Consider the following 24,281-nt stretch of genomic DNA (forward strand, 5'->3'; position numbering starts at 1 on the left):
GGGCCATCGCCGCGATGCCTGCACGCTCTACGCGGGCATCGCGGCCAACTGTCCTAATTCCCATAGCACTGCACGCTTGAGCACGGGCAATGGCTCGCCGGATACCCCGCTGAGTACCACCAGACGATAGCGACCTTCGGCTCTGGCCCCGATATATCCTAACCACAAGGGCAGGGCCACTGCACGCGAAGGCACCTCCCGCAGCGCCACTCGCCAGTGCCTTCTTGCTGCCATCCGCTCCCAGAACCAGAGTCGTGACACAACATCCGCCGAAGGCGGCAGGGACGCGGCAAGCCGCAGCGACACGGTCGTTGTGTCAGCCTGGTGCGCCTGCGGAAGCGACTGTGGCCAAAGCAATGCCCGCCGCGCCCGTGAATGACACAACAGCCATCCAGCGGGATTATCGTGGGCATCGCGTCCCAGAGCATGTGCCCAGAGCATGAGACTGGCCTCTTCGAAGGTCTCGGCCCCCAGGCGACGCAAGCGGGACATGGCCATGTTCTCGTCGAGACGCCATGGCAAGCTTAGCGGGATGGGGCGAACTTCATGCATTGGCCCATACCTGCAATAGCGCCAGCCCCGCCACCAGCACGCAGAACCATGCCACCAACCCCAGACAGCGACGGTGTGTCACGCGTGCCTCTGCGGTGACCGTTCGTGCGTTGCCGGCCCGTGTCGCCAGCAGCGCCTGCATGTCCGGCGCGGTTTCTTCGATAACCACGTCGCTCAATTGCGCGGCGCTCGGCGCGGGCGCGGTCAAGCTGACGAGGTACCCCACGCCGAGCGATACCACGACGCCCACCAGGTTGTTGTAAAGCCACGAAATCTCAAAGAAGCTTTCGACACACCATACCGCGACCATGCCCAACACCAGGCCGCTCAACGCTCCTCTAGCGTTGGTGCGATGGCTGAGGATGGCCAACAGGAAGGTCCCCAGCAAGGCCCCGTAAAACCAGGACCCGATGCGATTGACCGCCTCGATTACCGGCCCCAGGTTACCGGCGAAAAACGCGAAAATCGTCGCATATAGGCCCCAGAAGACCGTCGCCCAGCGTGATGCCTTGAGATAATGCGCTTCGCTGGCATCGGGCCTGACATATCGCGTATAGAAATCGCGCACGCTCACCGCCGACAACGAATTGAGCGCCGAGTCGAGGCTCGACATCGCCGCGGCAAAAACACCGGCAATCACCAGGCCGGCAAGACCCGGCGGGAAGGCACTGACAACATAGTGCGGGAACAACTCATTGAGGTTATCCGGCGCGGCAAGGCCGTGCTGGTCATAGTAGGTCGCCAACATCACCCCGATGAACAGAAACAGCAGCATTTGCGGAACCAATAGATAACCACCGATCAATAGCGAACGCTGGCCTTGCGGGACATCGGGGCTGGTCAATACTCGCTGAATCTGGCTTTGATCGGTACCGAAATAGGCGATATGCAGGAAGATGCCACCGAAAAGCCCCGCCCACAGCGAATAAGTGACACTGGGGTCGAGTGACAAATCGAAGGTATTGAACATACCCTGCGACGCGCCGAAGGCGAAGACATCGCTCCATCCTCCGGGCAGACTGGCCACCATCAAGCCCATGCTGACCAGAGCACCGAGCCAGAGCACGAACATTTGGATCACATCGGTCCAGATAACGGCGCTGATACCGCCCAGTACCGTGTAGCTCACCGCCAGCACTGCCATGACCACGATGGTCAGATTGACACTCCATCCGGTCACCACCGAGAGCACCAGTGCCGGCGCATAAAGCACCACGCCAGTCGCCAGACCGCGTGCGACCAGGAAAAGGCCAGCACTTACGCTGCGCGTGGCCGGCCCGAAGCGACGCTCGAGAAGTTCGTAGATACTGTAGATACCCGCGCGATGGAACACGGGCACCAGCAGAAAGATCAGCACCGCCATCGCCAGCGGTACGTTGAGGAACGTCACCAGCCGCTCCAGACCGCCCTCGAAACCCCAACCAGGCGCGCCGATAAAGGTGATCGCGCTAGCCTGGGTGGCCATCACCGATAATCCGATTGCCCAACTGGGAATGCGGCGCCCGCCGAGGAAATAATCCTGGGTACTCGCCTGAGAACGCCCAAAGCGTGCACCGATCAGCGCCACGAGCAGGATGTACACCACCAAGACGACGCTATCCAGCCAGGTAAACTCACTCACATCTCCGTCCCCCATGTTTCCCACCTGACTATCTAAATTAGCAGGCTTTCGAGGGCGCTGCCGGGAAGTCCGCTCGGCAGCGTTCTGATTATGTCCGTGTGCTGCGAGGGGGTGAGCAAACCCTTTTTTCGTAATATTTCATCGCAGTAATAAATATAAAAAACTAAGTAACTTGGCATTCCAAATAAAACGCGCAAAAATCTCCAATTTAAGCGTGAAAGCGCGACTATATAATCCCTATAAATTTAGAGATTAAACTTTAGTGGCGTTTATACCATAGTCAAAATGAAAACTTACGACACCGTGCTAATAATGTCGCATATGAAAAAAACATCATTCGATCATCGCGGCTAGACAAAAACGACGTTTCGAAAACAACAACATTGTGACAACAACAACAAAGGAAACCTCATGCCGACGCTGACGACACGCCACTGCGCTCTCGCTTCTCGCGAGCCAGACACCGCTCATCTCTTCCATTCACCATTCAGGAGGTAGCAATTCCCCTGTGCAACGACCTCAGTGCCGAGTCTCACGGCTCACTGAGCGACGCGCACTAAGCATCGCGTTTCAAACGCCAAGAAACGACTCAACGTCACCATGACCAACAACATCATAAGGGACATCTCATGAGAGACTCACGCCAGTTCACACGCCGGCCGCTGCTCGCGGCCCTGATCGGCGCCTCCTGCGTCATGCCGGCGCTGGCCCATGCCGACATCAATCCCAACTTTTTCGGGTACGCACGTTCGGGCATCGGTTCGACAGCGGGCGGGGGCAGCCAGACATGCTTCAAGGCTGCCGGGGCCCCGGCCAAGTATCGCCTGGGCAACGAGTGCGAGACCTATGCCGAACTCGGCCTGGGCGCCAACCTGTTCGACCAGCGCGGCACGAGTTTCGACTTCGCCAGCCGTGTCGCCTACGTTACCGCGCAGGACAACGACGCTGAATCACTTCAGGATCCCGACAACGACATCGCCCTGCGCGAAATGTACGTCACCGGCACCAACGCCATCGGCGGCCTGCCGGACGGCTCCACGCTGTGGGCCGGTAAGCGCTTCTACAAGCGCCATGACATCCACATGAATGACTTCTACTACTGGGACGTTTCCGGCCCGGGCGTGGGGATCTCGGATATCGACATGGGCGTCGGCAACCTCAGCCTCGCCTGGGTGCGAAGCTCGGGCTCGGATAGTGAAAACTTTCCCGACGGCGGACAGCGTCTCTCCGATGATACCGTCGACATGCGCCTGACGGACATTGCCACCAATCCCGGCGGTTCGCTGCAGTTGGGCGTCGACTACGGCCGTGCCTCGCTGCCCGAATGGCAAGAAGACTTCTACGACGACAACGGCATCGACTACGAAGAGGGCGACAAGGGCTGGATGGGCACCATCGAGCATACTCAGTCGAACTGGTTCGGCGGTTCCAACACCGTGGCCCTGCAGTATGCCACCGACGGCATCATCACCAGTAATGGCAATGCCGTGGGCCGCCCAGCGGGTGGCTTGGTCAGCCAGGACGGTGACATGTGGCGCGTGCTCGACCACGGCCATGTCTGGCTAGTGCAGGACAAGCTCGACATGCTCTACACCGCCATCTATGAAGACAAGAACATGGATGACAACACCGGGCGCAAGTGGTTCTCGGCAGGGATACGTCCCGTGTACTACTGGAACGACATCATGAGCACGGCAGTGGAGCTTGGTTACGACCGTATCGAGCCGCAAAGCAACGTCAGTAGCTACAATGGCGAGGACCACCATGTCACCAAGCTGACCATCGCCCAGCAATGGTCGGCCGGACGTGGCGCCATGATCCGCCCCACCATTCGCTTGTTCGCCACCTATGCCAAATGGAACGGTGACGCCTACGAAGAACGCGGCGTGGCAAATTCGCTGGACACTGGCGCGGGGCCCAACAACGTCGATTTCAACGACACCGACGGCCTGACCTTCGGCGCCCAGATGGAGGTCTGGTGGGGAAGTTGATCGTACGACGGGCGCCCAGGTGCCCGTCGACACCTTAGTGAGCTGTTTCGATCCTTCGGGCCCCGCCGCGTAAGCGCCGGGGTCACTTTTGCCTTCGGGAGTCCATCGCATGCCGTTACGCCCTTTTGCCGCCCTGCTCTCGGGGCTGGCGCTCACCAGCCTGGCGGGGTGCGCCTCGCTGTCATCGTCCAACGCCGCGCCGCCCCCTGCCGAGTACGGCCAGCAAGCGCTCGCCCAGGCCGAGGATTGCTGCGCGTCTCTCGCCGCACTGCCCTTTCAAACCCTCGACGCGGAACGAACACAACCACTGAGGCTGAATACCAATGCTCCAGTGCACCGCTTTGAAGACGGCAAGAGTTTCTTCCAAGCCTTCGCACTCCCCCGCGACGCGGGTCCGCTATCGTTTGAGCTGACCAGCACCATCGTCGACGGCCAGGTCTTCGCCCCCACGGTCCTCGTGCTCAATGAGGATTTTCAGCCCACGCAGCGCATCGCCAGTGACAAGTTTCGCTACCAAGGTCCCAGTGGCTTCGCCCCCGCGCGCCTGACCGCCACCTTCAACATCACCCCCGGCCCCGAGGCCGCCTACCTGGTGGTCTATAGCAACGAGACCGCGCGCCAGGGCACGACGCAGTATGAAAGCGCGGAAAAAGTGTATGCCCGCGTGCGCGGCCTTGCACTGCCCCCGGGTCCCGACCCGGTGGCCCAGCATACCGCCACTGGCAGCGTCACCCTGGCCACCGAGCCGCATGACGCTGGCGGCGGCCTGCTGACGCCGATCCTCGGAGATCGCGCGACGACGCCCACTCCCGAGCCGCGCATCCGCGCGACGAGAGACACGTCATCGACCGACGTGATGCCCGCGGGCAGTAGCGATTTCGATTACCGTCGGATGATCGACGCCGCTCTCAAGGCCGGCGACATCGAGCTCGCCATGCAACTGGCCGAGCGCGCCGAACGCGAAGGGCAACACGGCATTCGCGCCTGGCTCGCCGAGCGCCTGCGCGCCGTCTCGCCGTAAACGCTACGCTCGGCCCTGCGCGGCGCGTGGCGATCACGTCACTCGCCGCGCAGGCGGCCGCCCATTTCCTGAGCCAGATCGACGGCGTAGTGGTCGGTCATGCCGCCGATGAAGTCGAGCATGCGCCGGTAGCTGGCATACAGCGACCACGACGGCTTGGGGGTATTCTCGCCGATCAATGCCAACACGCGCTGGTGCTTGAAGGAGGATTCACCGCTGTGGTGAAGCTCATATGCCGCGCCGATAAAGGCCTCGAGGAGAATACCCAGTGTCGTGTAGGCGCCGATCTCCAGCTTGGCCTTGCGTTCGTTCTGGAAGATTCGCTCGCGGGCGATCTGCTTGGCCATGCCCACGCCCCAGCCCAGGTCGGGATGACACAGCTCGAGCATATCGCCGCTCAACGTGCCCCCCAACAGCGCACTTTCATGCTGCACGAACACCGCCGCGACATCGTTCACCGCGCGTTCCATCGCCGCGCCGCGCAAGGCCGCGATACGCCGACGCTGGGACACGCCCCGGGCGCGCATGTCGTCATAACCCGCCGGCGTGCCTCCGGCGATCTGGATCAGGATCTCGGCGACTTCGTCATAGCGCAGAATGCCCATCTCCAGGCCGTCCTCGAGATCCAGCAGCGCATAACAGATATCGTCGGCGGCTTCGACGAGATAGGCCAACGGATGCCGACACCAGGCGGTTTCGCCACGCGGCAACAAGCCCAGACGCCCGGCGACTTCACCCAGTAACTCACGCTCCGACTGGTAACAACCGAACTTGCCGGCCCGCGAGGCACGCTCCACCGTCCATGGGTACTTGAGCATCGTGCCCAGGGTGGCGGCGCTCAAGCGCATGCCGCCGTTGAACTGGTTGTATTCGATCTGGGTGACGATACGAAAGCCCTGGGCGTTACCTTCATAGGTCAGCAGATCCTCGCGCTCGGCCGGCGCCAGATCGGCCAGCAATCCGCTGCCCTCCGCCTCGGCACGCTTGAACCAATCGCGGATGGCATATTCGCCGGCATGCCCGAACGGCGGGTTGCCGATATCGTGTCCCAGGCAGGCCGCCTGCACGATCACGCCCAGATCGGCCGGTGTGATCCAATCCGGCAGCCGATCGCGCAACTGCTCGCCGACGATCATGCCCAACGAGCGCCCCACGCAGCCCACCTCCAGCGAATGCGTCAAGCGGGTGTGGATATGATCATTGTCGGTGAGCGGGTGCACCTGCGTCTTGCGCCCCAGACGCCGAAACGAGCCGGCGAAGACAATACGGTCATGGTCCTTGTGGAACGGGCTGCGCCCGACTTCATCGCGCGAGCCTCCGTGCTTGTCGTTGAGGCGGGTAGGGTCAAGCAGACGCTCCCATTGCATGGCGCTCATCGCACTCTCCGGTTGTCGAGGCCTACTCTTTCACATCCATATAATCGCGCGCCCAGGCACGATACTCGTCCAGCGTAGAGTAACGCGTGGACAACTGCGATGCGCTCAATTCGCTGGCTTCGATGTCACGCTGTTCGCGCAGGCAATCGTACGTCGCCTTGATCGCAGCGAAGTAGGCCGCATGGCCATTGACCACGACTCGTACGCCCAGCGCGGCCAGGCGCTCGCGATCACGCAGCTCGGGGTTGCCATAGGTGACCAGCATCAACGGGATATCCAGCGGTGCGGCCAGGCGTTCGAGGTGGTCGAAGTCGCGCACGCCCACCAGGCAGATGCCATCGACACCCGTCGCTTGATAGGCACGCACACGCTCGATGGCGGCGTCATCGTCGAGCTGGCCGGCATTGGTACGCGCGATGATCGCCATCGCCGGGTCGATGCGCGCCTCCAGCGCCGCCCGCATCTTGCCCACCCCCTCGTCGAGCGGAATGAGATCGGTGGACTTGTGACCGTACTGCGCCGGCAACAGGGTATCCTCGATGGTCAATGCCGCCACTCCGGCACGCTCGAGTTCGGTGATGGTGCGCATGACATTGAGCGCATTGCCATAGCCGTGATCGGCGTCGGCAATCACCGGCAAGCGTGTCACACGGCCGATGCGGGTCGCCTGCTCGACGAACTCACTCAAGGTGATCAACGCGAAGTCGGGCGCCGCCAGCACCTGCAGCGAGGCCACCGAGCCCCCCAGTATGCCTACCTCGAAGCCCAGATCGGCGGCGATGCGCGCCGACATGGGATCGAACACCGAGGCGGTGAAAAAACATTGATCGGATCCCAGCAGGGCGCGGAAGTCGTTACGTAGATCGTGTTGCGAGGGGGTTGCCACTCGGGACTCCTATTGTCACACAACCGCCATGCGATCCACGGGCGAGCGCGCGCAGACGACGGCGACCGGGTTGAACACGGCCAGCTTGACTGGCAAACGACAATGCCTCCCGCTGACGTGTCACCCATCATGACGCGGCAAGGAGGCATTGATTAGACCTTAGGAGGATAAGGATATTACGCCGCTCGCCAAGATGCACGAGCCAGCCCGCGGATCGACGACGGACAGCTTGCGCTCGCGCTGTGCGCCTTGAATCGGGCTCACTCGTCAGCCAGCGCCGGCAACAACACCTTGAGCTTGCGGGTGAGGGTGTTACGCCCCCAGCCTAACAGCTCGGCGGCTTCGCCCTTGCGCCCGCCGGTATGCTTGAGCGCCGTCTCGATGAGGATGCGCTCGAAATCCGGGACCGCCTCTTCGAGCAGATGCGTCTGCCCGGCGGCCAGGGCGCGGTCGGCCCACTCGCGGAAGGCGCCACGCCAATCGCCGCCGGCCGTCTCGGTGCCCTCGATATCACGTAGCTCCGGGGGCAAGTCCTCGATCAGCACCTCGCGCCCGGAGGCCATGACCGTCAACCAACGGCAGGTATTCTCGAGCTGGCGAACGTTACCCGGCCATGCCAGGCGCGTGAGATGTTGCTCGGCCTCCTGGGTCAGCACCTTGGGCTCGGTGGCGAGTTCCTTGGCCGCCTCGGCCAGGAAGTGTTGGGCCAAGCGGGGAATGTCCTCACGCCGCTCGGAGAGACGCGGTAGATGGATACGAATCACGTTGAGCCGATGGAACAGATCCTCGCGGAAACGGCCGTCTTCGACCAGGCGCTCCAGGTGCTGGTGCGTCGCGGCGATGATGCGCACGTCGACCTTGACCGGGGTGTGGCCGCCGACACGATAGAACTCCCCATCGGCCAGCACCCGCAACAAGCGGGTCTGAGTCTCGGCGGGCATGTCGCCGATCTCGTCGAGAAACAGCGTGCCACCGTCGGACTGCTCGAAGCGCCCACGCCGCTGCGACGTCGCCCCGGTGAAGGCGCCCTTTTCATGACCGAAAAGCTCGGACTCCATCAAGTCTTTCGGGATGGCCGCCATGTTGAGGGCGATGAACGGCCCACCATGGCGCGGGCTGTGCTGATGCAACGCCTGCGCGACACGCTCCTTGCCGGTGCCCGATTCGCCGTTGATCATCACCGTGATATGCGATTGCGAGAGCCGTCCGATGGCGCGAAAGACTTCCTGCATCGCCGGCGCTTCACCGATGATCTCCGCCGATAGCCCTTCGGGCACCGCCGCCGGCGCACGGCGCTCGCGGGCATGCGCCACGCCGCGTCGTACTAGCGCCAATGCCTCGTCGACATCGAACGGCTTGGGCAGGTATTCGAAGGCGCCGCCCTGATACGACGCCACGGCGCTGTCGAGATCGGAGTGGGCGGTCATCACGATCACCGGGAGATCCGGGTGGCTTTCGCGAATCCGCGCCATCAGGTCCAACCCATCGAGCCCCGGCATACGGATATCGGTCAGCAGTACATCGGGCGGTTGACGCAGGATCTGTTCCAGCGCGGTATCGGCGCGCTCGAAACTCTGCACGTCAAGATCCGGCTGAGCCAGCGCGCGCTCCAGCACCCAGCGAATGGCGCGGTCATCGTCGACGATCACAATGCGTGCGACGTCAGTCATAGGGCCTCCCGAGCCTCAATGATGGCTATCAAGCGGAATCAACAAGCGGAATTCGGTACATCCGGGCACCGAGTCGCACTCGATCAAGCCCTGATGCTGATGCAGGATCGACTGCGCGATGGAAAGCCCCAAGCCACTCCCCTCGGCGCGCCCCGAGACCATGGGGTAGAACAACGTCTCGCGTAGCGTCTCGGGAATGCCGGGGCCGTTATCGAGTATGCCCAGCTCGCAGACCAAGCGGTGGCGCTCGGCACCCAGCGTGAACTGTCGCCGGGCGCGCGTGCGCAAGGTCAAGCGTGGACCGGCGATGCCATGCTCCTCCATCGCCTGGACGGCGTTGCGTGCCACGTTGAGCACCGCCTGGATCAGTTGCGCCTCGTCACCCTCCAGTTCCGGCAGGCTGGGATCATAGTCGCGCACGTAGTCGATGCGCGGATGCTCGGCCTCCAGCAAGGTCCGCACGCGCTCGAGCACCTTGTGAATGTTGAGCGGTTCGTGGCGACTCACACTGTTGGGCCCCAGCATGCGATCGACCAGATCGCGCAACCGATCGGCCTCCTCGACGATGACCCGCGTGAATTCGGCGAGCTGCGGATCGGGCAGATCACGTTCGAGCAACTGCGCCGCACCGCGAATGCCGCCCAGCGGATTCTTGACCTCATGCGCCAGCCCACGGGTGAGCACCTTGATGGTTTCCTGACGCGCGATCAGCGCCTCTTCTCTCGAGATACGCAACAAGCGATCACGCGGCTCGATCTCGATCAACAGCTCATCCGCGGACATCGGCGTCACGGTGAAGTCCACCGTTGCCGACTCGCCGGACGGCAACGTCAGGCATGCTTCGCGCTGGGTGAAGGGATGCAGCTCGTCACGCGCCTTGAGCAAGACCGCCTCGACGCTGCCCTCAACGCCCGCCAGGCTTTCCAGTCGCTGGCCCAGGACCCGAACACGGCTGGCCGCCAGTAACGACTCGGCGGCCGGATTCATCCAGCGCACATGCAGGCTGCCATCGAGCAGCACGACGGCCGTCGTCAAGTGTTCGAGCAAGCGTTGCTGCTCGCGAAACGGCTGCTGGGAAGGTTCCGACATGGGGCGTCCATTATCCATCGTCATGTCCGTTAACAGTGCAAGAAGCGCGCCAGTCTGTGCCGGCCCGGCATAGGGCAGTGCAGTCAGCACGAGACGATCATGGACCGCACCAAATTAGTGCAATAACGGGGGTATCGATAGTCTCCGGCGCCAAATCGGCTCACTGACCGCCGCTACCATCTTCGTTGCGAGGATTATTGGGGTTGGCAGGCAAGTACACGCTGGCGCGTTGCACATACAAAGTGATGGGCGCACTCCGCTGACGCACACGCCCCTCGGCATCGACCAATTCGGCCCGCAGGGTATGCTCGCCTCGCACCAACCCGTTGAGCGAGAAGGTCGTCGCATGTCGCGCCGGCGCGCGCACGTCGCCGTCGACGAGAATGCGCAACGCGTGCGCCTCCCTTAACTCGGGAGACAGTGCCACGCGCACCTGGGTATCGCCTGCCGCACCGGTGGGCAGGGTCGTCTCATCACCAGGCGCCGCGATGGCAAAGCGTTCGTAAGGAATGAAGGCTGACGCCTCAGGCTCACCCGCAGCGGGCACCTGCCGAGCCTCTTTGTTTTCCTGCATGACAGGAACCGGCCGGCTCGGCACCGTGTTCACCGGGCCGACGTCCACTTTCTCGCCTATCGGGCGATCGGAAAAGGTCACATTCCCCTGGGCATCGACGCTGCGGTAGATCGGCGTCGCGTGCGCCAATGACACGCTCAGGCACGTGCCTGCCATAAGCAGCGCCCACCCACCGATGGTGACCAAACCACGCATGTCGCTCTCCTCAACGCCCATCGAGCATCCAGTGTAACGCACCGCACGCCGGTCTATCTTCCACCCACGAAAGAGGCCCCGTCATCGGACGGGGCCTCGCTCAGCGTCACTGCCTTGATCGAATGCTAGTGCATGGGATCAGGGCTATCGCACGCGATCAGCAGCTGTAGTACATGTCGAACTCGATCGGATGCGTCGCCATGCGCAGGCGATCGACTTCTTCCTGCTTGAGCTCGATGTAAGCATCGATCATCTCGTCGGTGAACACCTCACCCTCCGTGAGGAAGGCACGGTCGGCGTGCAGAGATTCCAGCGCCTGATCGAGGCTCTCGGCCACGGTGGGAACCGACTTGCCTTCTTCCGGCGGCAGGTCATAGAGGTTCTTGTCCATGGCATCGCCGGGGTGGATCTTGTTCTTGATGCCATCGATACCCGCCATCAGCATCGCCGAGAAGCACAGGTACGGGTTGGCGGTCGGATCCGGGAAGCGCAGTTCCACACGCTTGCCCTTGGGGCTCGCAGTGTACGGAATACGGATGGAGGCACTGCGGTTGCGCGCGCTGTAGGCCAGCATCACCGGCGCCTCGAAGCCCGGCACCAGACGCTTGTAGGAGTTGGTCGAGGCGTTGGTGAAGGCATTCAGGGCACGCGCGTGCTTGATGATACCGCCGATGTAGTACAGCGCCGTCTCGGACAGCCCGGCGTATTCGTCCCCGGCAAACATGTTGGCGCCGTCCTTCCAGAAGGACTGGTGCACGTGCATGCCGGAGCCATTGTCACCGACCAGCGGCTTGGGCATGAAGGTCGCGGTCTTGCCGTACGCGTGGGCCACATTGTGGATCACGTACTTCATTTCCTGAACTTCGTCGGCCTTCTTGACCAAGGTGTTGAACTTCACACCGATCTCGTTCTGGCCCGCGTTGGCGACTTCGTGGTGATGTACTTCGACCGACTGGCCAATGGCTTCCAGGGTATTGCACATCGCGCTGCGGATATCGTGGAAGCTGTCCACCGGCGGCACCGGGAAATAGCCCCCCTTGACGCGCGGACGGTGTCCCAGGTTGCCACCTTCCACATTGGTGGAGTCGGTCGCCCAGGCGCCTTCCTCGGACGTGATCTTGTACATCGCGCCCTGGATATCGGCATTCCAGTGCACTTCGTCGAAGATGAAGAATTCCGGTTCCGGGCCGAAGAACGCCGTGTCGCCCAGGCCGGTGGACTTCAGGTACGCCTCGGCGCGCTTGGCGATGGAGCGCGGATCACGCTCGTAGCCCTGCATGGTCGCCGGCTCGATGATATCGCAGCGCAGCACCAGCGTGGCGTCTTCGGTGAACGGGTCGAGGTAACCGCTGCCATCTTCCGGGCGCAGGATCATGTCGGACTCGTTGATGCCTTTCCAGCCTTCAATGGAGGAGCCATCGAACATCTGACCATCTTCGAAGAACTCATCATCGACGGCGCTGGCCGGAATCGTGACGTGCTGCTCCTTGCCCTTGGTATCGGTAAAGCGCAGATCCACCCACTTGATATCGTGCTCTTCGATCAGGGCGAGGGTCTTCTCGGACATGATTTCCTCCACTATGAGCTCGCGGCTCGAGTCGTTTGCTTGCGTGTTCAACGTCGTTTGTAGCATGCCCGCCGGCGGCTGCCCACGGGTATGCGCTTTACGTTTTCCAATGCAGAAGCCATGCCAATCACGGAATCATCTCGGCACGCCTTCGTTAAACACATGATCCACCGACAAAAAATAGACCCTCCATGGACATGGGTCAGCACCACTTTAGCGCCAAGTGCGCCATATAGCAGTGCAATGCCGCCCCTTGGGCACCAATAAGGTGCAATGCACCACCCTCATGATCCAACTTGGTGCATGTCATGCTCACGTCACCCGCCAATGCCTGACCATCCCCCCTGCCAGACTGGTTCTGCGCAGACCCGTCATCAATAGCTCTTTAGAAAAACCAGCCGCGACGATGATTGCCAGGGGTCGCGCCACCCCCCAGTCTGTTGGGCAGCTCCCCCAATACGGGCTCTGATCCCAAGGCACCCCCTGCGATGCGTACTTACAGCCTGCTAATAGACGCCAGTCATGCCCCCGAGCACCTGGAACGTTGCCTGAGCGCCCTGACCCGCAGCATCGCACGCTTTAGCGGGCATACCGAGACGCTGGTTCAGCTCACCACGCTCGATGCAACCACCCGGTACCTGCTGACGCAGCGCCAAGTCCGTTTCGCGGTACTGCCCCAGCATGGACAAGGCGCGCTGCGCCACCATGGTGCCGCTTACCTCAATGGCGATGTGTTGATCTTTCTGGATGCCGCGCTCGAAGTGCCCGAGCACTGGCTGACGGGGCTGGCCCATGCCTTCACCCACCAGGCCGCCGATGCCATCGTCTGCGCCCGCTACCCTGCCGCCCCACTAGCGCCGCCACTCGCCAGTTGGTATCTCAGCCGCACGCAACGTGGCTTTGACGATCATCCCTGGGACTGGCCTACCGGTCAGTTGGCCATCACCCGCGAATGGTACGAGCGCCTTGGTGGCCACGACCCTCGACTCGAGGTGGTAGCCGACCTGGATATACTCGTGCGGCTATGGCGCTGCCATGCCCACCTTTACTGGCAACGTGCTCCCTTGCTGATCGATCACGCCGCGCCGCGCCGGCTCGGTGCCTGGTGGCGAGGACAACACCGGCGTCAGCGGCACTGCCTGTACACCCCAAGCGCCGCACGCCATCCACGCTTTTTCGTTCCCCGCGTGAGTGCCGCCTTCCTGCAAAACACGAGTCTGCCGCTGGCCTTACTGCTATGGCTGCCTTTGTCACCGGGCATCGGCATGGCGGGGCTCGTCTTCAGCGCGCTCCCCGCTGGGCTGATGGCCTGGCGCGACGATACACCGGTGCCGCAAAAGACATACCGCATCCACGGCTATCGCTGGTGCTTGCACGCCTTGCAGTTGACCGCCACCGGCACGGCGCTAATGACGTTCTGCCAACGTCGCAAACCTGGGTTGGCTGGCTAAATTGAGTCAACGATATATGCTGATAAGTATCACAACCGCCATCACATCATCGCATCAAGGGAGGCCCTTGCCGTCTACGACAGGATGTCACCACGGCACGGCAATACCGCTCGCACGCCGAGCCAAGCTAGCATTGCGGAGGGACACGCCATGAGTCATCTCAGCCTTGCCCATGACGTCGTGCAGCGCCTGCGCGGGCACTGGCGGCGCAACCTGAGCGAGCCGCTTCGCGGACGCAGCGCGATCCTGGTCATACAGCGCGTATTATCCGACGAAGCGGCCGCTCGCCTGCCGCACCGGGCACCCTACTGTCTCGGCCCGGAAAGCTTTCGGCGGCTGCTCGACCATCTCACCGATCATGCCCAGATCGTCTCCCTGACCAGCGCTCGGCGCTTGCACCGCGACCCCGTCCCCCGTATCGCACTGACCTTCGATGGCGGCTGGCGTGACACCGCGGAGGTGGCGTTACGCCAGCTCGAACGCCTGGCGCTGCCGGCCAGCGTGTTCTTGACCACGGGCGGCACGGGGCATCCACAAGGCGATTGGCGGATGACCCTCGGCGATATCCTCTGGGATGGCATCCACCCCATACGCGTTCGCGACTGCCTCGGCGATGCCGGTCTCGCGTTCCCGCCACCCCGACCCGGCCATCCGGATGCCGCCTACAGCAGCGCATTGCACGACTATCTCGAGCGACTCGCGCAGCAAGCCGCCCCCTTGACGCTGGTGCGGCTCGGCATGACGCTGAGCGCCGAGCTCGACATCGCCCCCCAAACGCTCGACCCGTTCAGCGTGCGCCGCCTGGAGAACGACGGCCTGGTACGTTTCGGGGCACGCGGCGTCTCCGCCACACCGCTGGACGCCCTGGGCGACCATCAGATCCAGTGGCAAATCCGCCATTCGCGTCGCCAACTCGGCGTGCTATGCCGTGATCCGCTGCCGTATTTCGCCTATCCACAGCCGGAAGCCTCGCTCCGCCTGCGCCAGCTGGCCCAGCGCTGTGGCGTGCAGGAAGCGCTGCATAGCCATGCCGGCTGGCTCTCGCATCGCGACGACCCACTGGCATTGCCGCGCTTTCAGATCACCCAACCCGTTGCCAGCAGCGCGGGGCGTCTCTATGATTGGCTACTCGGGCACCTTTAATTGATGGGTAGCCCCTGAGTTCGGTGCGTGCCATCCCATGCCGCGCGTCCATCCCGACGCGACAAACGGCGATTGGCGAACGCGCCGCGATTTTTTTGCGTATTTTCGCCCTGCCGTCCAAACGCCCCAAGTCCCTGATAGTGCCACGATTATCGTCGCATCAACGCGTCTTTTGTCGTGCCGCGCCTGTTGGCAACGGCCATCAAACTGGCAGTCGTCGGCCCCCTGACCCTATAATACGGCCCAATTTTCAAGCAGGATCCCTACGTGATCGAGAACCTTCGCAACATCGCCATTATCGCCCACGTCGACCATGGCAAGACCACCTTGGTCGATCAACTCCTGAGTCAGTCCGGCACCCTCGACCGCAAGGCCGAAGGGCAAGAGCGCATCATGGACTCCAACGACCAGGAGAAAGAACGCGGTATCACCATTCTGTCCAAGAACACCGCGATCCAGTGGCACGATTACCACATCAACATCGTCGACACGCCCGGACACGCCGACTTCGGTGGTGAGGTCGAGCGCGTGATGTCGATGGTCGATTCCGTCCTGTTGATGGTCGATGCCGTCGACGGCCCCATGCCGCAGACACGCTTCGTCACCCAGAAGGCCTTCGATCGCGGCTTGAAACCCATCGTCGTGGTCAACAAGATCGACCGCCCTGGCGCGCGTCCTGATTGGGTCATCGACCAGATCTTCGACTTGTTCGACAACCTCGGCGCCAGCGACGAACAGCTCGACTTCCCGATCATCTATTGCTCGGCGCTCAACGGTGTCGCCGGCATGGACCCGGAAGAGCTCGAAGACGACATGACGCCGATGTTCCAGTCCATCGTCGATATCGTCGAGCCGCCCAAGGTCGAACGCGACGGGCCGTTCCAGATGCAGATCTCCGCGCTCGACTACAACAGCTATGTCGGCGTCATCGGGCTGGGCCGCATCAAGCGCGGCAACGTGAGTCCGGGGCAGCAGATCAGCGTAATCTCCAAGGAAGGCAACGTCCGCAAGGGCAAGGTCGGCCAGGTCATGACGCACCTCGGCCTCGAGCGCGTGCAGACCGAGCAGGCCGAAGCCGGCGATATCGTCTGCATCACCGGCATCAGCGACTTGGCGATCTCCGATACGCTGTGCGATCCGGCCGCCGTCGAAGCCCTCCCCGTGCTGACCGTCGACGAACCCACCGTGTCGATGACCTTCCAGGTCAACGACTCGCCGTTCGCCGGCAAGGAAGGCAAGTTCGTCACCAGCCGCAACATTCGCGATCGCCTCGAGCAGGAACTGATCCACAACGTGGCGCTGCGTGTCGAAGAAGGCGAAACGCCCGAGAAGTTCAAGGTCTCCGGACGCGGCGAGCTGCACCTCTCGGTGCTCATCGAAAGCATGCGTCGTGAAGGCTACGAACTCGCCGTGGGCCGCCCCGAGGTCATCATCCGCGAGGTCGATGGCGTCAAGCAGGAGCCCTACGAAGAGGTCATCATCGACTGCGAAGAGCAGCATCAGGGCGCGGTGATGGAAGAGCTCGGCTACCGCAAGGGCGAGATGACCAACATGAACCCGGATGGCAAGGGTCGTGTACGCCTGGACTTCATCATCCCCGCACGCGGCTTGATCGGCTTCCGTGGCCAGTTCCTGACACTGACCTCCGGCACCGGCATCCTCACCAGCCGCTTCGACCATTACGGCCCGCTCAAGCCCGATGCTTCCGTCGAGCGTCGCAACGGCGTGCTGGTGTCCATGGTCCCCGGCAAGGCGCTGGCCTACGCGCTATTCGCCCTGCAGGATCGCGGCAAATTGATGGTCGAGCACGGCACCGAAGTCTACGAAGGCATGCTGATCGGCATCAATAACCGTGCCGACGACATGGCGGTCAACCCCACCAAGGCCAAGAAGCTCGACAACATGCGCTCCGCCGGCACCGACGAAGCCCTGGTGTTGACGCCGCCGATCCGCTTCAGCCTCGAGCAGGCCATCGAGTTCCTCGATGACGACGAACTGGTGGAGATTACCCCCAGCCATATTCGTCTGCGCAAGAAACACCTCACCGAGAACGAGCGTAAGCGCGCCAAGAAGAAGTAACGGCGCCCCGCACTCGGCAGGAACACGAAGCCCACCACACTCGGTGGGCTTCGTCGTGTTCGGGGACGGCATCGGCCCTCCAGGGGCTGCGACATATAACCACATTTTTTATGTGGTTATTAGGTTTAGACTTGATGCATACGAAGCGTTCGCCGCTTCTCGCACCACCTCAAACCAGCTCGTCCCAAACCAAGGAGTCGTTCCATGCGCCGTGCCCTGCTCGTTTCCTCACTCGCCCTCACCGCCGCGCTCGTGCCCGCCACCTCGGCATTGGCCTACGGCCAAGGCGATTTCTACACCCGCTTCGGCGTCGCCAAGGTCGCCCCGCAAAGCGACAACGGCGACTTCGGCGCGCCACTGAACATGAAAATCGACGCCGACGATGACAGCGGTTTCGCCTTCACGCTCGGCTACCGCTTCCACGACAAGCTCGGCGTGGAACTGCTCGCCGCGCAGCGCTTCGAGCACCAGGTCGCCCTCAATGACGACAACCTCGCGTCCATCAAGCACCTGCCGCCGACACTGACGCTGCAGTACTACCCGCTCGGCGGCACCGACGCCCGCGTGCAGCCCTACCTCGGTGCCGGGATCAACTACACCCACTTCTCCGACGAAAAACTCGACGGCGGCGAGCTCGACCTCGATGACAGCTGGGGCGCCGCCGCCCAACTCGGGGTCGACCTGCTGATCGACGATCACTGGGCGCTCAACGCCGCCGCCTGGTACCTGGACATCGACAGCGACGCCACCGCCACGCTCGGCGGCACGGATTACGACGCCAAGCTCCACATCGATCCCATCGTCGTCATGGGTGGGCTCAGCTATCGCTTTTAAAGACCACCGCAGCAGGTCCTAGGCGATACCCCGCACGGCGGGCTACCCTGTAAAAACACACGGATGCGACAGGAGCCCGCCAATGCATAAGCACATCGACTGGGACGCCCCCGGCAACGCCAGCGTGACCCGCCACTACGCCAGCGACAAGCAGCACGAGGTTCAACCCCATCCCGGCATGATGCTCTCCGCCCGCTACCAAGGCATGGTGGTACGCGTCGAAGTCGAAGCCTACCGCGAAGACGACGCCCTCAGCATCGGCAAGGTCGCCGCGCTCATCGACACCCACGGCAAGCGTCATCAGACCCACGGCGATCTCAGCGTCGGCGATGTCGTCCGCCTCCCCGACGACAAGCGTGCTCTGGAACCCACGATCGAGGATGAAGAAGACTGAAAGCCGGCAGGGCGATCTATCGAGTGCGTTCCCTGTTGTCGGCGACAAATTGCAGGCAAGGGCCAGTCCCGGTTACGTTGTAATATGAACATTCAATGAAAGGATGCCCATGTCGACGCCTCGCTTCCCGCTTTCATCCCTGCTGGCTATGCTCGGTAGCGCCACGTTCTTGGTCTCCATGACCGCCCAAGCCGATGCACTAGAACAGCAACGCCAGGATCTTCAGCACTTTCAGGTCATTGCCCACCGCGGTGCCAGCGGCCATGCCCCGGAGCACACCTGGTACGCCTACGACAAGGCACTCGCCATGGGTGCCGACTACCTCGAACTGGATGTCCACATGAGTGCCGATGGCCGCCTGGTGGTCATTCACGACACCACCCTGGAACGTACCACCGATGGCCACGGGCCCGTGAAGGAACACAGCCTCGACGACCTCAAGGCACTCGACGCCGGCAGCTGGTTCAACGCCGCCCACCCGAAATACGCCGACGACGCCTACGCCGGCGCCAAGCTGCTCACCCTGGATGACGTCATCGACCGCTACGGCCAGGACGTGCGCTACTATATCGAGACCAAGTCACCCAAAGACTACCCCGAGCTGCAAGACGCCCTGGTCAGCAAGCTCGAGGCCGAAGGCCTGGTGCAATCCGGTTCCGTGGTCATTCAATCCTTCAGCCAGACCAGCCTGCAGGAAATACACGAACTCAATCCCGATATCCCGCTTATTCAACTGCTGTGGTACTCCCCCGGCGAAGACGGCGACACCCTCGAGGAATGGACCGGCGTCACCCCCAGCCCCGCCAACATCACCGATGCCGACTTCCAGGCAATCGCCGACTACGCCGATGGCGTCGGCCCCAACTACCTCTACGAAGGGGAACCGGTCATCGACGCCCGCTTCATCGAGCAGGCCCACGCCAACGACCTGCTGGTGCATGTCTACACCATCAACGACAAAGACCAGATGCGCCGACTGCTCGACTGGGGGGTCGACGGCCTCTTCACCAACTTCCCCGATCGATTGAAGGACGTGCTGGCAGAAGCAGAGTGATGATTCAGGCGGCCGTCTCGTTCATCAGGCGCTCGTCAGGCATCTTGAACCCATCGTGAAGCCACCGAATCATGCGCAGACGGAGCTTGCGCTTGCGGTTCAACACTTCAGACACGCGACCGCTCGGGCCGATATAAGGCTCCAGATCGCGGGGTGGTGCTAACCCGTAGGCCGCGATTTTATTGGCACGATGATTTTTCTGAGCTGCCTGGGCGGCAGCTAATGGCGTCGCGCATGGCCTGGCGCAGGCGCTGGCTTTCTGAGCTGCCTGGGCGGCAGCTAACGTCTTCTTTCCGATAGCCGCGTGTTTTGTTGCTTTCTGAGCTGCCTGGGCGGCAGCTAACGTCAATCACTTCGTCGGTCTGAATTTGCGTGGTTTCTGAGCTGCCTGGGCGGCAGCGAACTCGCAGGGCTCGGGGCTGATCGCGGTGGCATCTTTCTGAGCTGCCTGGGCGGCAGCGCACACCGGTGTCGCTTTTGCAACATGTTGTGCTCATTTCTGAGCTGCCTGGGCGGCAGCGCACGCAGCGTGGGCGGCTGGGGCATGCAGATGTTTTTTCTGAGCTGCCTGGGCGGCAGCTAACCGTGGCAGGCATGTCACCCATGCTCGCCGCTGTTTCTGAGCTGCCTGGGCGGCAGCTAACGGTGGCCCCATGACCAAGCGCGACGAGCAGACTTTCTGAGCTGCCTGGGCGGCAGCTAACGACGGCGCCAAGCCGACCGAGCTGCTAGTCGATTTCTGAGCTGCCTGGGCGGCAGCGCACGCCCCACGACTTCTCGAACTTCGCGCCGTACATTTCTGAGCTGCCTGGGCGGCAGCGCACGGTACCGCGATGCTGCCTGCGTTTGAGTCGGTTTTCTGAGCTGCCTGGGCGGCAGCGCACCGCTTTAGATCACCGGGGCTTAGTGCTTCCTTTTTCTGAGCTGCCTGGGCGGCAGCGCACTCGGACATCGCCAGCATTGCGGCGCCGATCTCTTTCTGAGCTGCCTGGGCGGCAGCGCACGTCGAACGCTGGTTATGTGCATGGACCCGAAAGTTTCTGAGCTGCCTGGGCGGCAGCGCACCCGCGAGCCACGAGCAACAGCGGGACGAGCACTTTCTGAGCTGCCTGGGCGGCAGCGAACGAGTTTGGATGCGCTTTCGCGTGAACGCTGGCTTTCTGAGCTGCCTGGGCGGCAGCGCACGGCGTGATCACCGGCTCGTCGCACAGGTTCGCTTTCTGAGCTGCCTGGGCGGCAGCGCACTCCATATCACGGGCAATGCCATTTGCATCCGTTTTCTGAGCTGCCTGGGCGGCAGCGCACCAAATCCGGCGATGAAGAGCAAATGATCGCTTTTTCTGAGCTGCCTGGGCGGCAGCGCACTCACGCTTTCCCAGCGCAGGCGATATGCCAGCTTTCTGAGCTGCCTGGGCGGCAGCGCACGATGACGTGTCCGACTATTTCGGCCCGCTGTCTTTCTGAGCTGCCTGGGCGGCAGCGCACTCACGCTTTCCCAGCGCAGGCGATATGCCAGCTTTCTGAGCTGCCTGGGCGGCAGCGCACGATGACGTGTCCGACTATTTCGGCCCGCTGTCTTTCTGAGCTGCCTGGGCGGCAGCGCACCGGGTCGATCTCGCCGAACTCGTTTAGCTGGATTTCTGAGCTGCCTGGGCGGCAGCGCACGCGTTCCCCAGCACGAACTTGTCGATGCCCTTTTTCTGAGCTGCCTGGGCGGCAGCGCACATCAACGCGGACGCGGTACTCTAAATCACCTATTTCTGAGCTGCCTGGGCGGCAGCGCACATGGTTGTGGCGATGCGATCACAAGGGTGTCATTTCTGAGCTGCCTGGGCGGCAGCGCACACCACGGCGCTGGTCAGGGTCGAGACGACAATTTTCTGAGCTGCCTGGGCGGCAGCGCACGGCATTTGTCGGGCAGGACGGCGGCTATCGCTTTTCTGAGCTGCCTGGGCGGCAGCGCACAATCTGACGCATCGTGTCTCTCCTTTCCTGTTTTTCTGAGCTGCCTGGGCGGCAGCGCACCAACTCGGCTAGGCTGTACTCCTGGCCGTGCTTTTCTGAGCTGCCTGGGCGGCAGCGCACGCTGCCGTCCGGGCGCATTTCGCATCGCGGGTTTTCTGAGCTGCCTGGGCGGCAGCGCACGTCAGGTTGCGCCGGGCGCTCGCCGTCTTGTTTTTCTGAGCTGCCTGGGCGGCAGCGCACGAATTGGCCGACGTGTCGCCCAGCGCGGGCAATTTCTGAGCTGCCTGGGCGGCAGCGCACATGCCGCGTATCGCGCCTATCAGGGCATCGCATTTCTGAGCTGCCTGGGCGGCAGCGCACGCGTCGAGGTCGCGGCGAGCCTTATCCATCCGTTTCTGAGCTGCCTGGGCGGCAGCGCACGGTGCCGAGGCCGGTCACGCGCTGCTGTTCCATTTCTGAGCTGCCTGGGCGGCAGCGCACTTCATTGTTGGGGCGGTGGTGTCGGTAATATTTTTCTGAGCTGCCTGGGCGGCAGCGCACCGACCGCCCTCAATGCCAATCTGGGACTCTACTTTCTGAGCTGCCTGGGCGGCAGCGCACACCGAGCCCTCTCCAATCCGGTGCTGCCCGGATTTCTGAGCTGCCTGGGCGGCAGCGCACCCGGTGAGGGCGGTCAGCTCGGCCAGCGTCATTTTCTGAGCTGCCTGGGCGGCAGCGCACTTACAACTTCGGCGGCCTGAGTTTGTCCCAGATTTCTGAGCTGCCTGGGCGGCAGCGCACAACAATCAGCCGCCGCGCCCGTTCTTCCGCCATTTCTGAGCTGCCTGGGCGGCAGCGCACTTCACGTTGTACATGTTCGTCTTGGTCAGATTTTTCTGAGCTGCCTGGGCGGCAGCGCACGGCATTTAATCCCGACACCTCGTTACCCAACCTTTCTGAGCTGCCTGGGCGGCAGCGCACATCAACTAGACCGTGAAGCGCTCGAGGCGCTGTTTTCTGAGCTGCCTGGGCGGCAGCGCACCGGGAAATGACCTGGCTCCAGCGCGTCAACGATTTCTGAGCTGCCTGGGCGGCAGCGCACTAGAGCTTATCACGGCTAAATATCTGATTGTTAAAGAGCATTCACCTAAAGAAAGCGCCACACCCTTTTACAGGAGGTGGCGCTAGGTTGTTGATTTAAAAGGACGCTATAGAGTCTTCTCAAAAAGGGTCAAAACCACGGCACTGTCGCTTCACGGCTCAGCCCGTAGTGGTTGAAGCGCCCTGCTACTGGGGTCTCTTGCAGTTGGCCGTGTTCGATAAACAGCGCAAAGCGCTGGCCGCTGGATCGGCTGTTCACTTGCACGAACGGCAATGAGATCTTGCGCTCAGCAGGTGCCGACATGCATTGGCGCGCTTCTTCTTCGCTGATGTCGTGCCGGCGCGCGTAACGCTTGACCCGACTTGGCCCACCCGTATTGAACTGCCGGCGTACCACGCGCCGGTGACTCACTTCCGCCGGAACCGGCGCAATGTCCGCCAACTCGACATGATCACGCATGCCCGCCAGCCACGGGAGCGCCATGAGCTGTTCAAGACGGCTCTGCTGCGCGTGTAGCCGAAGCCGATCCCCCGGCGTGCGCGCACGCACGCCGGTCTTGTGGTCGGGCAGGCTCACGCCGATATCATCGGCCTGCAGATCGAACAGTGCCCGATGAAGCTTGCTGTAGAGTGCGTTCATCAGCATTGCCGCCGGAAACTCCGGGTCCGGTCGCAGCCGAATATCGAGATAATGATCCATGGCTTACCCCGCTTCGCCGAAGACACCGCCACGGATCAAGGTCGCCATCACGAAGTGCTGTTGCGGGGTATCCGGCACTTGGTCCTTGATCATCCAGTTATCCAGCAGCGAGTAGAAATCCACCTTTTGCTTGGGCTGGCGGTAAGCGCTGCCCTGAGTGGTCACCGAGCCATAAGGCTCGACGGCGATGGGGCCGAGGTCATTGCCATCTTCCGGCGTTGGATACCAGGTATCGATGGTGCGGATGGCATTGCCCAGCTTCTGGGAGTGGATGGCGGCCACGTCGCCAACGCTATAGAGCGTCTTGCTTTTATCGCCCCGTCCGCGCTCCAGAATCAGCTCTTGCGATGGGAAAACTTCCTGCCCGTTACCCACATGCGCAAAGGCGATGACTTCCAGAATCAAATGACGCTCGCCCGCGAGGGCATCTGCAATATCCTGAGCCAACTCCGAGGTTTGCGTATCACTGTCAAAACTGCGGAGTGACAAACTCAGTGCACCGAATGTCCATTCTTTGGCGACGTGGCCCTTTTCCATGCGCCGAACGCGCACCTCGACTTGCTCGGCACCGACACGGTTACGCCACAAGAAGCGACCATTCGCCAAATTGTGAGCATAACGCCGGGCCAGTTCGTCAAACCCTTGCGCCTGCACATACTCGGTAACGGCCTGTTGCAACTTGGCTTGATAGTCGGCGTTATTGCATGCCGATGGCGTACCAGCGCCTCCCAGTACACGTAGTGTGAAACGCGCCATCAATGTATCGGTATCATGCGGCAAGGTAGCGACATCGACGGTCTGGAGATTGGGGTTCTCGATGGCAGCATCGAGCTTCGCTGGATCCTGCTCTTTCGCCTTGAGGCGGTTGGAGATCGTACCGCGTACCGACTTTTCACGAACCGTGACCGGCTGCCAGTCGTCCAGCGCGTCGCGTTGGGACCACTGCCCGGCGTACAACAGCGCATCGGAGGGGTCGAGCTTGCGTTCGAAGGCAAGAACGGAAGCAGTTTTCAAAGCGTCGTCTTTCTTAGCCATTGTT

At 62.2% G+C, this 24,281-nt stretch carries 18 protein-coding genes and 1 CRISPR repeat array; of the genes, 8 read left to right on the forward strand and 10 right to left on the reverse strand.

The window, feature by feature from the left end:
* Positions 1-27 precede the first annotated feature (27 nt).
* Both C8E00_RS10080 and C8E00_RS10085 read right to left on the reverse strand, forming a co-directional pair.
* Positions 28-492, reverse strand: coding sequence for a hypothetical protein (locus tag C8E00_RS10080; RefSeq protein ID WP_133697379.1), 465 nt, complete (start codon positions 490-492; stop codon positions 28-30).
* A gap of 52 nt (positions 493-544) precedes the next feature.
* Positions 545-2,188: a sodium:solute symporter family protein gene (locus C8E00_RS10085; protein ID WP_243833158.1), complete on the reverse strand. Its 1,644-nt coding sequence runs from the start codon at positions 2,186-2,188 to the stop codon at positions 545-547.
* 614 nt (positions 2,189-2,802) lie between these two features.
* Between C8E00_RS10085 and C8E00_RS10090 the strand changes: the two genes are divergently transcribed.
* Positions 2,803-4,164, forward strand: a complete 1,362-nt coding sequence (locus C8E00_RS10090) for a maltoporin (protein WP_133697380.1) — start codon at positions 2,803-2,805, stop codon at positions 4,162-4,164.
* 109 nt (positions 4,165-4,273) lie between these two features.
* Positions 4,274-5,185: a MalM family protein gene (locus C8E00_RS10095; protein ID WP_133697381.1), complete on the forward strand. Its 912-nt coding sequence runs from the start codon at positions 4,274-4,276 to the stop codon at positions 5,183-5,185.
* A gap of 38 nt (positions 5,186-5,223) precedes the next feature.
* Here the strand turns inward: C8E00_RS10095 and C8E00_RS10100 are convergent, their stop codons facing one another.
* The 6 genes from C8E00_RS10100 to glnA all read right to left on the reverse strand — a co-directional run bounded on the left by C8E00_RS10100 (position 5,224) and on the right by glnA (position 12,542).
* Positions 5,224-6,561: a deoxyguanosinetriphosphate triphosphohydrolase gene (locus C8E00_RS10100; RefSeq protein WP_133697382.1), complete on the reverse strand. Its 1,338-nt coding sequence runs from the start codon at positions 6,559-6,561 to the stop codon at positions 5,224-5,226.
* A gap of 22 nt (positions 6,562-6,583) precedes the next feature.
* On the reverse strand, positions 6,584-7,447 hold the full coding sequence (locus tag C8E00_RS10105) for an isocitrate lyase/PEP mutase family protein (protein ID WP_133697383.1): 864 nt from the start codon (positions 7,445-7,447) through the stop codon (positions 6,584-6,586).
* Between the two features lie 260 nt (positions 7,448-7,707).
* Positions 7,708-9,117, reverse strand: coding sequence for a nitrogen regulation protein NR(I) (gene ntrC, locus C8E00_RS10110; protein WP_133697384.1), 1,410 nt, complete (start codon positions 9,115-9,117; stop codon positions 7,708-7,710).
* A gap of 15 nt (positions 9,118-9,132) precedes the next feature.
* Entirely contained in the window at positions 9,133-10,206 is a 1,074-nt protein-coding gene (glnL, locus tag C8E00_RS10115) for a nitrogen regulation protein NR(II) (RefSeq protein WP_133697385.1), read from the reverse strand.
* A gap of 160 nt (positions 10,207-10,366) precedes the next feature.
* A complete protein-coding gene (locus tag C8E00_RS10120) occupies positions 10,367-10,975 on the reverse strand; it encodes a DUF4124 domain-containing protein (protein ID WP_243833159.1) in 609 nt (202 codons plus the stop codon).
* Between the two features lie 157 nt (positions 10,976-11,132).
* Positions 11,133-12,542, reverse strand: a complete 1,410-nt coding sequence (gene glnA, locus C8E00_RS10125; RefSeq protein ID WP_133697386.1) for a glutamate--ammonia ligase — start codon at positions 12,540-12,542, stop codon at positions 11,133-11,135.
* Between the two features lie 488 nt (positions 12,543-13,030).
* On the opposite strand from glnA, the gene C8E00_RS10130 reads away from it, so the two are divergent.
* The 6 genes from C8E00_RS10130 (at position 13,031) to C8E00_RS10155 (ending at position 19,497) form a co-directional block, all read left to right on the forward strand.
* Positions 13,031-13,993 (forward strand): glycosyltransferase family 2 protein, encoded by a 963-nt coding sequence (locus C8E00_RS10130; RefSeq protein WP_133697387.1) that lies wholly within the window; start codon positions 13,031-13,033, stop codon positions 13,991-13,993.
* 150 nt (positions 13,994-14,143) lie between these two features.
* A complete protein-coding gene (locus C8E00_RS10135) occupies positions 14,144-15,136 on the forward strand; it encodes a polysaccharide deacetylase family protein (RefSeq protein ID WP_133697388.1) in 993 nt (330 codons plus the stop codon).
* A 267-nt stretch (positions 15,137-15,403) separates the two neighbouring features.
* Complete coding sequence (typA, locus tag C8E00_RS10140) at positions 15,404-17,215, forward strand: translational GTPase TypA (protein ID WP_133697389.1); 1,812 nt, start codon at positions 15,404-15,406, stop codon at positions 17,213-17,215.
* A 204-nt stretch (positions 17,216-17,419) separates the two neighbouring features.
* Positions 17,420-18,049 (forward strand): OmpW/AlkL family protein, encoded by a 630-nt coding sequence (locus C8E00_RS10145; protein WP_133697390.1) that lies wholly within the window; start codon positions 17,420-17,422, stop codon positions 18,047-18,049.
* Positions 18,050-18,131: 82 nt separating this feature from the next.
* Entirely contained in the window at positions 18,132-18,443 is a 312-nt protein-coding gene (locus C8E00_RS10150; RefSeq protein WP_133697391.1) for a hypothetical protein, read from the forward strand.
* A gap of 109 nt (positions 18,444-18,552) precedes the next feature.
* Entirely contained in the window at positions 18,553-19,497 is a 945-nt protein-coding gene (locus C8E00_RS10155; protein ID WP_341765851.1) for a glycerophosphodiester phosphodiesterase, read from the forward strand.
* Positions 19,498-19,693: 196 nt separating this feature from the next.
* Positions 19,694-22,543: direct repeats of the CRISPR family, unit length 28 nt; unit sequence TTTCTGAGCTGCCTGGGCGGCAGCGCAC.
* 129 nt (positions 22,544-22,672) lie between these two features.
* On the opposite strand, the gene cas6f is transcribed toward C8E00_RS10155, so the two are convergent.
* Both cas6f and csy3 read right to left on the reverse strand, forming a co-directional pair.
* On the reverse strand, positions 22,673-23,242 hold the full coding sequence (cas6f, locus tag C8E00_RS10165) for a type I-F CRISPR-associated endoribonuclease Cas6/Csy4 (RefSeq protein WP_133697393.1): 570 nt from the start codon (positions 23,240-23,242) through the stop codon (positions 22,673-22,675).
* Between the two features lie 3 nt (positions 23,243-23,245).
* Positions 23,246-24,277 carry a type I-F CRISPR-associated protein Csy3 gene (gene csy3 / locus C8E00_RS10170; RefSeq protein WP_133697394.1) on the reverse strand — a complete coding sequence of 344 codons (1,032 nt, stop codon included), beginning with the start codon at positions 24,275-24,277 and terminating at the stop codon, positions 23,246-23,248.
* Positions 24,278-24,281: the final 4 nt, after the last annotated feature.

This window comes from Chromohalobacter marismortui, from assembly GCF_004364315.1.
In the GTDB taxonomy this organism is placed as follows: domain Bacteria; phylum Pseudomonadota; class Gammaproteobacteria; order Pseudomonadales; family Halomonadaceae; genus Chromohalobacter; species Chromohalobacter marismortui.

Bases quoted from the DNA above. Each gene is read 5' to 3' on its own strand.
- C8E00_RS10155 (WP_341765851.1), top strand. From the start codon at position 18,553: ATGTCGACGCCTCGCTTCCCGCTTTCATCCCTGCTGGCTATGCTCGGT.
- C8E00_RS10085 (WP_243833158.1), bottom strand. From the start codon at position 2,188: ATGGGGGACGGAGATGTGAGTGAGTTTACCTGGCTGGATAGCGTCGTC.
- C8E00_RS10090 (WP_133697380.1), top strand. From the start codon at position 2,803: ATGAGAGACTCACGCCAGTTCACACGCCGGCCGCTGCTCGCGGCCCTG.
- C8E00_RS10130 (WP_133697387.1), top strand. From the start codon at position 13,031: ATGCGTACTTACAGCCTGCTAATAGACGCCAGTCATGCCCCCGAGCAC.
- C8E00_RS10145 (WP_133697390.1), top strand. From the start codon at position 17,420: ATGCGCCGTGCCCTGCTCGTTTCCTCACTCGCCCTCACCGCCGCGCTC.
- C8E00_RS10120 (WP_243833159.1), bottom strand. From the start codon at position 10,975: ATGCGTGGTTTGGTCACCATCGGTGGGTGGGCGCTGCTTATGGCAGGC.
- C8E00_RS10100 (WP_133697382.1), bottom strand. From the start codon at position 6,561: ATGAGCGCCATGCAATGGGAGCGTCTGCTTGACCCTACCCGCCTCAAC.
- C8E00_RS10095 (WP_133697381.1), top strand. From the start codon at position 4,274: ATGCCGTTACGCCCTTTTGCCGCCCTGCTCTCGGGGCTGGCGCTCACC.
- glnA (WP_133697386.1), bottom strand. From the start codon at position 12,542: ATGTCCGAGAAGACCCTCGCCCTGATCGAAGAGCACGATATCAAGTGG.
- C8E00_RS10080 (WP_133697379.1), bottom strand. From the start codon at position 492: ATGTCCCGCTTGCGTCGCCTGGGGGCCGAGACCTTCGAAGAGGCCAGT.
- csy3 (WP_133697394.1), bottom strand. From the start codon at position 24,277: ATGGCTAAGAAAGACGACGCTTTGAAAACTGCTTCCGTTCTTGCCTTC.
- ntrC (WP_133697384.1), bottom strand. From the start codon at position 9,117: ATGACTGACGTCGCACGCATTGTGATCGTCGACGATGACCGCGCCATT.
- C8E00_RS10150 (WP_133697391.1), top strand. From the start codon at position 18,132: ATGCATAAGCACATCGACTGGGACGCCCCCGGCAACGCCAGCGTGACC.
- C8E00_RS10135 (WP_133697388.1), top strand. From the start codon at position 14,144: ATGAGTCATCTCAGCCTTGCCCATGACGTCGTGCAGCGCCTGCGCGGG.
- glnL (WP_133697385.1), bottom strand. From the start codon at position 10,206: ATGTCGGAACCTTCCCAGCAGCCGTTTCGCGAGCAGCAACGCTTGCTC.
- cas6f (WP_133697393.1), bottom strand. From the start codon at position 23,242: ATGGATCATTATCTCGATATTCGGCTGCGACCGGACCCGGAGTTTCCG.